Source organism: Pokkaliibacter sp. MBI-7 (genome assembly GCF_029846635.1).
GTDB lineage: Bacteria > Pseudomonadota > Gammaproteobacteria > Pseudomonadales > Balneatricaceae > Pokkaliibacter.
In genome coordinates, this window is the sequence record NZ_JARVTG010000001.1 from 2,615,391 (window position 1) to 2,627,181 (window position 11,791).

Annotated in this window: 12 protein-coding genes; 7 read left to right on the forward strand and 5 right to left on the reverse strand. The window is 59.4% G+C overall.

Annotated elements, in window-relative coordinates; genetic code table 11:
- Positions 1-8 precede the first annotated feature (8 nt).
- A complete protein-coding gene (locus QCD60_RS11685) occupies positions 9-1,061 on the reverse strand; it encodes an ABC transporter substrate-binding protein (RefSeq protein WP_279785431.1) in 1,053 nt (350 codons plus the stop codon).
- 480 nt (positions 1,062-1,541) lie between these two features.
- On the opposite strand from QCD60_RS11685, the gene QCD60_RS11690 reads away from it, so the two are divergent.
- Complete coding sequence (locus tag QCD60_RS11690; protein ID WP_279785433.1) at positions 1,542-2,021, forward strand: MarR family transcriptional regulator; 480 nt, start codon at positions 1,542-1,544, stop codon at positions 2,019-2,021.
- A 100-nt stretch (positions 2,022-2,121) separates the two neighbouring features.
- Here QCD60_RS11690 and QCD60_RS11695 read toward each other — a convergent pair whose 3' ends face one another.
- The 4 genes from QCD60_RS11695 to QCD60_RS11710 all read right to left on the reverse strand — a co-directional run bounded on the left by QCD60_RS11695 (position 2,122) and on the right by QCD60_RS11710 (position 5,396).
- Positions 2,122-2,295 (reverse strand): hypothetical protein, encoded by a 174-nt coding sequence (locus QCD60_RS11695; RefSeq protein WP_279785435.1) that lies wholly within the window; start codon positions 2,293-2,295, stop codon positions 2,122-2,124.
- Between the two features lie 13 nt (positions 2,296-2,308).
- On the reverse strand, positions 2,309-3,304 hold the full coding sequence (gene cydB / locus QCD60_RS11700) for a cytochrome d ubiquinol oxidase subunit II (RefSeq protein ID WP_279785437.1): 996 nt from the start codon (positions 3,302-3,304) through the stop codon (positions 2,309-2,311).
- A gap of 1 nt (position 3,305) precedes the next feature.
- Positions 3,306-4,796: a cytochrome ubiquinol oxidase subunit I gene (locus tag QCD60_RS11705; RefSeq protein ID WP_279785439.1), complete on the reverse strand. Its 1,491-nt coding sequence runs from the start codon at positions 4,794-4,796 to the stop codon at positions 3,306-3,308.
- A 129-nt stretch (positions 4,797-4,925) separates the two neighbouring features.
- Positions 4,926-5,396: a hypothetical protein gene (locus QCD60_RS11710; protein ID WP_279785440.1), complete on the reverse strand. Its 471-nt coding sequence runs from the start codon at positions 5,394-5,396 to the stop codon at positions 4,926-4,928.
- Between the two features lie 182 nt (positions 5,397-5,578).
- Here QCD60_RS11710 and QCD60_RS11715 point away from each other — a divergent pair, with 182 nt between their 5' ends.
- From QCD60_RS11715 to QCD60_RS11740, 6 genes are all read left to right on the forward strand, one after another.
- Positions 5,579-7,498, forward strand: coding sequence for a sensor histidine kinase (locus tag QCD60_RS11715; protein ID WP_279785442.1), 1,920 nt, complete (start codon positions 5,579-5,581; stop codon positions 7,496-7,498).
- Positions 7,495-8,868: a sigma-54 dependent transcriptional regulator gene (locus QCD60_RS11720; protein WP_347950204.1), complete on the forward strand. Its 1,374-nt coding sequence runs from the start codon at positions 7,495-7,497 to the stop codon at positions 8,866-8,868. The genes QCD60_RS11715 and QCD60_RS11720 overlap by 4 nt, the downstream gene beginning before the upstream one ends.
- A 256-nt stretch (positions 8,869-9,124) precedes the next feature.
- Positions 9,125-9,730, forward strand: a complete 606-nt coding sequence (locus QCD60_RS11725; protein ID WP_279785444.1) for a GspH/FimT family pseudopilin — start codon at positions 9,125-9,127, stop codon at positions 9,728-9,730.
- 101 nt (positions 9,731-9,831) lie between these two features.
- Entirely contained in the window at positions 9,832-10,281 is a 450-nt protein-coding gene (gene pilV / locus QCD60_RS11730) for a type IV pilus modification protein PilV (protein ID WP_279785446.1), read from the forward strand.
- Positions 10,278-11,270: a PilW family protein gene (locus QCD60_RS11735; protein WP_279785448.1), complete on the forward strand. Its 993-nt coding sequence runs from the start codon at positions 10,278-10,280 to the stop codon at positions 11,268-11,270. The genes pilV and QCD60_RS11735 overlap by 4 nt, the downstream gene beginning before the upstream one ends.
- Entirely contained in the window at positions 11,270-11,788 is a 519-nt protein-coding gene (locus QCD60_RS11740) for a PilX N-terminal domain-containing pilus assembly protein (protein WP_279785450.1), read from the forward strand. Before QCD60_RS11735 ends, QCD60_RS11740 begins: the two co-directional genes overlap by 1 nt.
- The last annotated feature ends 3 nt before the right edge of the window (positions 11,789-11,791 follow it).

Here is an 11,791-nt window from a genome sequence, read left to right on the forward strand (position 1 = left end):
ATTAACGACTACAGAGATGCCTTGATTTTGGCGGCCACCCCGGCAGGTACCCACTGGCTCCACTGCTCCGGGTGCTCCTTGAGGAACTGGGTGGCGGCGTCTTCAGCCTCGACGTTGTTGTTATCCATCGTGGCCAGCACCTTGTTGATCTCGTCGTTGCTGAGATTGAACTTCTGCCAGAACGCCATGATCTGCGGAGCCTGTTGGGCGAACTCCTTGTTGGCAGCTTTGAGAATGATGGATTTGGGATAGGCCGTGGCCTTATCAGGCTTGGAGTCTGGCTTGATCAGCTGGTCGAACACCGCCTTGTCGTAGGCAGGCTCCTGCAGGCGTACCAGATCGTATTTGCCCAGCACGTCGGTGGGGCCCCAGTAGTAAAACACGATGGGTTTGCCGCGCTTGTAGTTAGTGGCGATGGCGGCCTTCAGGGCAGCACCGGTACCCGGGCGGAAGTTACTGAAGCTGCTGTCGAGACCGTAGCCCACCAGTTTGTTAGAGTTCACCACTTCACAGTTCCAGCCGGTTGGGCAGTTGTAGAAACGGCCTTTCTCCGGCTCTTCCGGGTCTTTGAACAGCGCCTTGTATTTGGGCAGGTCGCTGACGGATTTGAGATCAGGGGCCATGGCCTTGATGCCACGTTTTTCGTCACCTTCGACCACATAGCGGGGCACGTACCAGGCTTCGGCATCGACGCCGCCCTGATCATAGGTATCGCCAAAGGCTTCTACCTTGTCCTGTTGCTTACCCTTTTCCCACAGGTCCTGCATGGTGTTCATCCACATTTCCGGCATCAGGTCGGCATCGCCACGAATCAGGGCGGTCAGCATGGCAATGGTTTCACCGGGAATACGTTCGGCTTTGCAGTCGTAGCCTTTTTCCAGAATGTCGCGGGCCAGCTCGGCCATGAACAGGTTGCTCGACCAGCTCATGCCGGTGATGTGGATGGTTTTATCCACTTCACAGGCGGCAGCGGCCTGGGTGGCATAACCTGCCGCCAGGGCTAACAGCCCGGCACTGCTGAACCTGGCCAGTCTGGCCAGCGGGGAAGATGTATGGCGCATTATCGCTTCTCCAGTAGATTTATAGCTGTAAGCAATAAGCCAGCAAAGTTGCCGAAGAATTTTTCGTCAAGTAACCGTCTTGACCGGGTTTGATGTGATTGTTCATCCCCGTGCTGCAGCGCCACTCCCTTGTGGCCTCAGCATGTCTGACGTTTTCTTCAACGATTGTTCAATAAAACAGCAAAATTGCCGTGCTTATGCCGCGGCATCGGTCCTTCCATGGACAGAATGAATCTGACAGCCACTAATTTTGGTTAATTGGTTAAAAAGTGATTGGTCAAAAAAGCAGCAGGTGATCATTGACATCACGGTGCTGCTTTTTAGATATTAATTAGAACAGTAAATATTTCAATGCAAATTGATTGACGAAGAATGAATCAGTCGCTAACGTGGCGCTCCAGGCTGACATGACCCATGGAATTTCTGCATGGCAGGCGCAGCCGAGAATGAGCAGTCGCTCGACGTATCCGGAAGATCTCCATGTCCCAAGACGCACACGATCAGGTTCTGATCACCCTGAGACGCATTATCCAGGCCATCGATATTCACTCCCGCAGTTTGAAGAAGAAGTCCGGCCTGACCACGCCACAGCTTTTGATCATGCAGGCCATCAGTAAGCTCGGGGTGGTGCCGATTCGTGCACTGGCCACTCAGGTCAACCTGTCGCAGGCTACCGTGACCACCATCATTGACCGTCTGGAAGCCCACGGGCTGGTCAGCCGTGAGCGCAGTCAGGAAGACAAACGCAAGGTTCACGCCCTGCTGACCGACAAGGGCCGTCAGCTGCTGGAGCAGGCTCCCGAGCCGATGCAGGCGCATTTCGTCAGCCGTTTCAAGGAGTTGCCGGAGTGGGAAAAAGGCATGCTGGTGGCATCATTGCAGCGTCTGGCTGACCTGATGGACGCCCCGGATGCGGACGATACCTTCCTGACGGAGGAGCCGGAGCGGCCCCAGTTCTGACCGGGTCAGGCCCGCGGTCAGGGCAGATGTAAAAAAGCCCGGTCTCCATCAGGAAACCGGGCTCTGGCTCACTTGGCAGTGAAGGGTGAAGTCAGCACGATCAGAGGAAATGCATTCCCCACTTGATCGTACTGGCCACCAGAGTTAGCACGGCGACACCACCAAGATACAAGCCAGCAAACCATAGCCAGGAAGACGATTTCTCGGTCTTCGCAACGGGCTGTGACAGTGGCTGAAAAGCGTCAGACTGCAGTTTTTCGGCATTGCTCATCATCAATCTCCTCAGCTCAATAACCTTCCTCGAAGTCTTCCACCTTGCCGCTGAAAATGCGGTAGCCCCAGAAGGTGTACAGGCACACCATGGGCAGGAAGAAACACACGCCCACCAGCATGAACTTCAGGGTGGACTCCGGCGCCTGCGCCTGCCATAGCGTCAGGCTGTGCGGAATCAGGTAGGGGAACAGGCTCACCACCAGTCCGGCAAAGCCGAACAGGAACAGTGCGGCGGCCAGATAGAATGGCCGTTGCTCGTGGGCTGGGTCACGCAGATCACGGAACAGCCGCACGGCGCAGATAATACTGATCAGCGGCAGGGGCAGCAGGATCAGAAAACGCAGGCCACCCAGCCAGCGCTGGCGGATTTCAGGTTCGGCGATGACGGTCCACAGGCTGACCAGCGCCATGCCCAGCATCACCCAGATCACCAGCCGGCGGCCCAGATGGGCGGCACGCAGGGCAATCTCGCCGCGGCTCTTCATCCGCAGATAACAGCAGGCCAGCAGTGCATACCCGGCCATCACGGCAAAGCCGGTAAGGATGGTAAAGGGTGAGAACCAGTTCAGACGGTCATATACCGGCTGGCTCATATCAGCGCCCTGCACGATGGCACCAAGAATCATCCCCTGACACATCGCTGCCACCGTCGAACCTGCAGCAAAGGCCAGATCCCACAGGGGTTTGGAGCGATGCGACTTGAACCGGTACTCAAAGGCCACACCGCGGAAAATCAGCGCGATCAGCATGATGATGATCGGTGTATACAGCGTTGACAGTATGGTGCTGTAGGCCAGCGGAAAGGCAGCAAACAGCACCACCCCGCCAAACACCAGCCAGGTTTCGTTGCCATCCCAGACATGGGAGATGGAGCGCATCATGTGGTCGCGCTCTGCTTCGCTGTCAAACCACGGGTAAAGAATACCGAGGCCCAGATCGAAGCCATCCAGCAGCACATACATCAGGATGGCAAAGCCCATGATGAGGAAGTACAGCAGTGCCCATTCCATCTTAGCGGCCCTCCGGCTTGTCACTGTGATCACGGGGGTCAGTAGCGCTGCCGTCTACCGAGCCATAATGCCCCGGTGTATGGTCGGCATGCAGTGACGCTTCATGTCCTACCTGTTTGACCAGCGCCAGCGCGTAGCCCGGGGAGTCGACACCGATACGCTGCTGCTGCAGGAAGTCCAGGGTCGGTGGGCCCTTACGGATCAGCTTGCGCATAAAGTACAGATACACCCCGAACAGCAGCGAGTAGGTGATAACAAACAGGCTGAGGGAGAACAGCACCCGCGAGGCAGGCAGCGGCGAGACCACGTCCATGGTGCGCACCAGCCCGTAGACCAGCCACGGCTGACGGCCAATTTCCACCACATACCAGCCAAACAGGGTGGCAATCACACCACTGGGAATCATCAGAAAGCAGGCTTTGTGCAGCAGGCGGCAGTCATACAGTTTGCCTTTCCAGCGCAGCCAGGCAGCAGCGAAGGCAATCAGGATCATCAGCACACCCAGACCGACCATGATGCGGAAGGAGTAGAACACCGGCTTCACCGGCGGGCGGTCCTCAGGAGCGAAGGCTTTCAGCCCGGTCACCTCACCGGCCCAGCTGTGGGTCAGGATCAGGCTGCCCAGATGAGGAATGCCAATGGCCAGATGGTTGGTCTCTGCCTTTTCGTCAGGGATGGCGAACAGCAGCAGCGGTACCTTTTCTTCTTTCGCCGGCCAGATGCCTTCCATTGCTGCCAGCTTGGCGGGCTGATGTTCTTTCACCACCAGACCGTGGAAATCACCAATCACCGCCTGTGTCGGGGCCAGCACCAGTGCCGCCCACATGGCCATGGAGAAGCCCTTTTTGGCGAAGTCGAGGTTACGGCCCTTGAGCAGGAACCAGGCACTGACGCCACCGACCACGAAGGTGCCGGTGATCAGGGCGGCCATCAGCATGTGCATGAAGCGGTAGGGCATGGAGGGGTTGAAGATGACCTCCATCCAGCTGGCCACCTGAAAGACGCCGTCTACCTCGATATAACCGGCCGGGGTCTGCATCCAGGAGTTGGCGACAATGATCCAGAAGGCGGAAATCCAGGTGCCGATGGCGACGGTGAGCGTGGAGATGAAATGCACCTTCTCACTGACCCGCTGCCAGCCAAACAGCATCACGCCGAGGAAACCAGCTTCGAGGAAGAACGCTGTCAGCACTTCGTACGCCATCAGCGGGCCAAGAACGGCGCCGACCTTGTGGGAAAATTCGGAAAAGTTGGTACCAAACTCGTAGGACAGCACGATACCGCCAACCACCCCCATACCGAAGGTGATGGCAAAGGGCTTGATCCAGAATTTGGCCAGCTGCAGGTACAGCGGATTACGGGTCTTCAGCCACAGCCCTTCCCAGATAGCGATAAAGGTGGCAAGGCCGATGGTGATGGCGGGAAAGATAATGTGAAAACTGACGGTAAAGGCGAACTGGATTCGCGACAGCAGCGCGGCATCTAGGTCCATGGTACGGCTCCTACTTCAGATGCTGGTGTGGGGCCAGCAACAGACGATCCACCGTCACGGCAGCAGATCGTCACAGTGCCCGCAGAACGTAGCTTCAGTCGTACGTAAAAAATGCGGACACGGATGACATCAGTGTGCAGCGGCGGTTTTGCCGGATTTGCTGAGTCGGTAGTAGCGGATGGCAGCCGGGGTGGCGGCCAGGGCGAGGACGGCGAAGAAGGCGGCGTATTCGTGCAGCAGGTGGGAAAGCATGGTCTTGGCTCCAGCAACATTAAAGCTAAAAAGGGGCCGCTGCCTCCAGCACCGTCCTGCGCTTCCTGGACGGTGCTGCACCTGGGCAGCGGCTCCCGAACTCACGGTTTGACCGGTGAGAAACTCTGCTCTGGCCAATACCTCACGGCGGTATCGGCGGGTTTCTTCTGGCCGGCCTGCATTCAGGGTGTAAAGGGTCCGGGTGGAAAGGGTGATCGGTTCTCCACCCGGACGAAAAGAGCTGATGCGTGTCTGGCCTGCCTGACCGGCGGCCTTTGCGCGGGTGCCGTGTGACTGCTTTTCGGCGTCAAACGCGTTGACGGTGAAAACCCGGCACGAAAAATTCATAGTCTGCTGACTACCTGTTTAGCGAAACTCGTGCCAATTCAAATAGTTATCGTAAGTCATTGATTTGCATCAACACTTTGGCGGGTGGTGAAAACCGCTGTGAACAGCGTTGACAGTCCTGCTAAGGTAAACTGTCAACAGTGTTGACAGCGTCTGGTGTCAATTCAGTAAAGCGGAGCCCTATGTCACTGCAGACAGCGTTTGAAATCATGATGATGGTTACCAGTGGCTGTGCCTTGCTGGTATCCGGCTGGTTGCTGTGGCAGTCACAGCGCCAGCGTGACCTGATTGCCCTGGCCGGTTTTGGCCTGATGATGGCGCTGTGGTGCGCCGGCCATGTGGCGATCTTCCATCACCTCACGGCGCTGGGGGTGATGCTGGTGCTGGCCAACCCGCTGATGCCAACCTTCTTCCTCGATTTTGCCGTGCGCTTCGTCAACCGCGGCGTCGCCCGTCAGCCGTGGCTGGACCGGCTGGAACGCAGCATGGGGCTGATTTATGCCCTGAGCATGGCGGTGGTGCTACTGAGCTGGTGGCTGCAGGGCGGCACGGCGGTGGCGGTAGCCTCCTTCCATCAGTTTTTTGTCTTCAGCTCCAGCGGCTGGTTCAACCTCGCCTACTCGGTGCTGGTCGGTATACTGGCCCACGGCGTGTTGAGCTGGGGCTTCCTCACCCATCAGGGCAACCGCCGGCGCTCCATCGTGGCGATGTTTGTTTCCGGTGGCTGGGGGCTGCTGCTGGCCACCAGTTTTGTCTTCCCTTCTCTGGGGCTGGATACCTACCCCTACCCCATGCTGCTGTTACCGTCCTACGTGGTGGTGCTGGTCTACGGTGTGGTGCGCTATCAGATTCTGGAGGTCAATGCCTGGGTCAATCGTGCCCTGCTGTGGGTGGGCATGATGCTGCTGATACTGGGGGTCATCGCCCTGCTCGGCGCACTGGCCGGACAGCTGGGGATGCAGGCGCTGGCCAACGTGCCGGGCTGGCAGCTGTGGCTGTATTCCGCGCTGGTGCTGGTGCTGGCGGCCCTGCTCTATCAGCCGCTGAATACGCTGGTGGGGCGGCTGGTGTACCCCGGCCTGAAGCTGGATCAGCTGCTGCTGGATCGTTGGCGTAACCAGCTGAAGACGGCGCAGAGCTGGGATGATCTCGGCGTGGTGGCGCAGTCGCTGATTTCTCACCAGCTCGGTCAACCGGTGCAGGTGCGTTTTCTGGGGCGTTATGAGCCGTCGCCGCGCAGTGGCAATGATCCGTGTATCCAGTGTCGCCAGCTGGGCGGTGCCTGGGAGTTTGAGCTGCTGGACTGGAGTGACATCACCCCGGCGCTGCGCCTGACCGGTGAAGTGTTCGGCTCGCTGCTGGCCAGCAGTTGCGGGGTACTGGAGCGTTCACTGATGCTGGCCGAAGCCGAACGGGCGCGGCTGGCGGAGCAGCATCTGGTGGAGCTGGGCGGCTTGTCGGCGGCGATGGCTCACGAGCTGCGCAATCCGCTGAATATCATTGCCATGGCCGCCGCCGGTGCGGATGCCGAGACCCGTGGTCATATCCAGACGCAGATCAAACGGGCTGACCGGCTGATTTCCGACATGCTGATCTACTCCGGCAAACTGACGCTGCAGCGCCAGCCGATTCAGCTGCAGGCCATGGTGCAGGCCCTGCTGGTGCATGTGGACTGGCACGGAGTGCGCCATGAGCTGGCGATGACTGAGGGGCTGGAAATTAACGCTGACCCTCACCGGGTGCAGCAGGTGCTGGTCAATCTGATCGACAATGCGCTGGCCTTTATCCGCAATCAGGCCGATGGCTGCCTGCGTATCGAGGCGGACAGCCATGGGGTGATCCGCCTGCATAACAACGGCCCGGCACTGCCTGATGAGCTGGCGACCTCGCTGTTCCGCCCCTTTGTCAGCAAGCGCCCCGGTGGCAGTGGCCTCGGGCTGGCCATCGTGCGACGGATCATGGAGGCCCACGGTGGCTATATCCGTTATCGTGCCGACCTCGGCTGGCCGGTCAGCTTCGAGCTGTTCTTCGCCGCGCCTGCTGCTGCGCAGGGCGATGCGGCTGACATTCCCTTTATCGCTGCACAGGAGTCCTCCTTATGAGTCACCTGACCCAGCCCCGCCTGCTGCTGGTGGATGACGAGCCGGCGTTCCGCTCGCTGGCCAGCCGCTGGCTGAGCGACTCCGGCTACACCGTGGAAACGGCGGCTGACATCGCCTCGGCCCGTGAGGTGGTCAAACACTTCGATGCCGATCTGATGCTGCTGGATCTGTCGTTACCGCCGACCTTCGACCCGATGACCACCCTGGCCGCGGTGCCGGAGTTTGCCTCGCGGCCGGTCATTATCCTGACGGGCCACGGTGACCGTGAACTGGCACTGGAGGCCATTCGTCAGGGCGCCTGGGATTTCCTCGCCAAACCCATCGACCCGGACATGCTGGCGGTGGTTGTGCGGCGGGCACTGAGCAAGCATCAGCTGGAAAAGGAACTGCTGCAGCTCAAGCGGGGTCTGGGCAAGGAACAGGCCCTGAGCCGGCTGATTGGCGCGTCGCCGTCGATGGAAGCGATCCGGGCGCTGGTGCAGCGCATTGCCGCCACCGACGTGCGGGTGCTGGTGACCGGACCGTCCGGCACCGGCAAAGAGGTCATCTCCCGCGCGCTGCATGATCTCAGTCAGCGCGCCAGCGGGCCGTTTATCTCGGTCCACTGTGGCGCGATCCCGGCCGACCTGCTGGAAAGCGAACTGTTTGGCCACACCAAGGGCGCGTTTACCGGAGCAGATCGTGAGCGGCCGGGCCTGCTCAAGCTGGCCGATGGTGGCACCCTGTTTCTCGATGAAATTGGCGAAATGCCGCTGCCGATGCAGGTCAAGCTGCTGCGGGTACTGCAGGAAGGTACCTTCTATCCGGTCGGTGGTCGCGAATTGCAGCACATCAATGTACGGCTGGTGTCGGCCACCAATGCTCATCTGCTGGACAAGGTGGCGGAGGGCAGCTTCCGCGAAGACCTCTACTACCGCATCAAGGGGGTCACCATTGAAACCCGGGCGTTAAGTGAGCGACCCGAAGATATTCCGCAGCTGCTGCGCTACTTTCTCGATCAGTGGCAAGTGAAGATGAACATGCCGGCCCCCTCGCCCTCGGCAGAGGCGCTGGACTGGTTTATCAGCCGGCCGTGGCCGGGCAATGTGCGTGAGTTACGCAGTACGCTGGAAAGTGTGGCGGCGATCAGTCAGGGCCGGGTCATCACCATGGAAGACATCGCCCTGCTGCACCCGCAGAGCCGCAGCCGCAGTGTGGCAGCGCCCGACAGTCAGGATCAGAGCCTCGAAGCTCAGGTACGGGCACTGGAAATCCGTCTGCTTAGTCAGGCCCTGCAGGACTGTGACGGTAATCGCACCCATGCCGCCCTGCAGCTGGGATTGTCACGGCAGGGGCTGCTGAAAAAGATGGAACGTTACGGTCTGGATTGATCTGGCATGAGGTTTCCATGCGTATCAGCTTGAGGTTGCAGGCTTTGTCGGTAAAAACTATTTGACTAAGTTTTGAGCAGAACCGATTGCCGTGCCGGATACATCACCCGAATGACGGTCAATTTATGGTCAATAAACTGCAAAGTCGCTAGGGTGAGAAGCCGTCCGAAATGTTAAATAGCAGGTGCCTGTGCGGGTATGAGGTGGCGTTATCCCTCCGCTGGCCGGGCTTAATCACAGTGAACAGGTTGTGCAGATGAGAGTTCAGGGTTCGCCGCGTCAAGGTGCCGTCGCTGGGTTCAGCCTGATTGAGCTGATGGTGACCATTGCCGTGCTGGCCATACTGGCTACGGTGGCGGTGCCGAGTTTTACCAGCATGATTGCCTCGGCCAACCTGAGTTCACGTGCCGAGGATCTGCGCCGTGACCTGCAGCTGGCGCGCAGTGAGGCGATCCGGGTCAGGGAGAACGTGGTGTTCTGCCGCAGTGATGACCAGTCCAGTTGCACCACCAGCGATGTGGCCGGCAGCTGGGGTGGCTGGATCGTGTTTGTTGATAGCGATGGCGACAATGTGCGTGATGCGGGTGAAACCATTCTGCGCAGCTACAGTCTGAGTGACAGCTACGAGCTGATTTCCAGTGCGGCACTGGGCGCCGAGGGCAACCGGGTGCGCTTCAGTGCCAACGGTTTTGCCTATCAGATTGCCAGCAGTCGCGATCTGGTGTCGGGTACCTTTGCCCTCTGTCGTCCCAGCAGCGCCGTGACCGACAACGTGCGTGAGGTCAGCATGATCTCCGGCGGTCGTACCTGGGTCAGTACCGCGGATGATGACGGTGCCTGCAGTCAGCCCAGTGATCCTTGATATCAGGAGTAAGATCAGTGCCCAGCCGCCGCCTCTGGCAGGAAGCCCTCTCTGTGCCGCACCCGGACCGCTGTTACCGTATACGGTCTGGGTCAGGCCGCGTGTTGCCGCCCCGCCGTCAGGGAGGTGTCGGGCTGATTGAAATTCTGGTCGCGCTGATGGTGCTGGCCATTGGCCTGCTGGGGGTCGCTGCCCTGCAGACCAGCAGCCTGCGTAACAACCAGAGCTCCTTTGACCGGGCCAATGCGGTGGTGCTGGTTAACGATATTGTCGAGCGTATGCGTGCCAATGCCAGTGTGGCGAAAAGCGACGGCTACAGTCTGGCATTCAGTACCAGCAGTACTGACAGCTGTCCGCTACCCACCGGCAGCAGCCGTGCCGATGTGGACCTGAGCGAGTGGCGTACCACTATTATCGGTACGCTGGGAGACGGTGCCTGCGGTGCGGTCAGTTGTACCGACGGGCTGTGCACCATCACCATCCGTTACGACGACAGCCGGGCGCTGGAGGGTGCCGCCGCCCAGACGCTGGTGTCGACGGTGCTGATGTGAGTCGTCTGGCGATGCGTACCTGCCTCCGTTATCAGCAGGGTCTGAGTCTGATTGAGCTGATGATTTCACTGATCCTCGGCAGCCTGATCACCCTCAGTGTCACCGGCGTTATTCTGGCCGGGAAAAGCAGTTTCAGCACCCAGACTAATCTGGCCACCATTCAGGAGAACGCCCTGCTGGTGTCGCAGTTGCTGGGGCAGGACATACGCGCGGCTTCTTTCAATGGCTGCGGCTCGCAGCGTACCCTCAATATTCTCAATAACTCCGGGAGCGACTGGTGGTCGGAGTGGGATGAAAGCCTGAAAGGCTACAGCGCCAGTGAAGACGTAGCCGATATCGATTTTGGCACCAGTGCGCAGGAGCGGGTTTCAGGTTCACAGGCACTGCAGGTGATCTACGCTGATAACAACGAAACCTATCTGACCGGCCAGAACAGTGGCTCTGCCACGCTGTCACTGGCCAGCACCAGCGGCTTCAGCTCCGGCGATATCGCGATGATTTGTGACCCGGAACAGGCCACCATCTTTCAGGTCACCAGTGTGGCTTCCTCCACGGTGGGGTATGCCAAATCAGGTTCGCCGGGCAACTGTGCGGCGCTGATGGGGTATGTCAGCAGCGGCTGCCCGACTACTGCACGGGTCTATGGTGAGGGCGCTTACGTCACCCGTCTGGGCGCCGTGGTGTGGTATCTGGGCTATAACGGCCGCACCTCCGGCACCTCGCTGTACCGGATGGTGCAGGACAACGGCAGCAGTCAGACCGTGCAGGAAATGGTCGAAGGGGTCAGCTCGCTGGCTTTTACCTATATGGTCAGCGGCAGCACCAGTTATGTCAGCGCCGGCAGCGTGACAGACTGGAGTACCGTAGTCGCAGTTAAGACGACGCTGGGTCTGGCCAGTACTGATACTAATGTCAGCACCAGCACGTCCACCGACAGCGGACGGCTGCAACGCACGCTCACCTTTGTCACTGCCCTGAGGAATCGCTGATGAGAACAGGCTTGCGACAGTCCAGCGGGCAACAGGGCATGGCCTTGCTGATCACGCTGGTGGCCTTGCTGATCATCACTGTACTGGCGGTGGCGGCGACCCGTACCACGTCACTGCAGGAACGCATGGTAGCGAATAATTATGATCAGACGCTGGCCTTTCAGGCGGCAGAATCGGCACTGCAGGAAGCGGAGGATTATCTGGACCCGGATACCACCGCCACCTTGCCGAGTTTTTCCAACACCAGTGGCCTCTATACCGAAGCGAATGCCGATGGCACGCCACGCTGGGAAGACAGCGATACGGTCTGGCTGGATGCCAGCAGTGATCTGGGTGATCTGGTGCCGACCGCACCGCAGTACATTATTGAATACCTGGGCACCTGGCCCGATCCGCCCGGCTGCGACCAGACCACTGATGTGCCCGCCGACTGCCTGCGTGATGTGTATCGCATCACTGCCCGCAGCAATGCGGCTGACCGGGCACAGGTGATGCTGCAGGCGATCTACTGGCGATGAGGA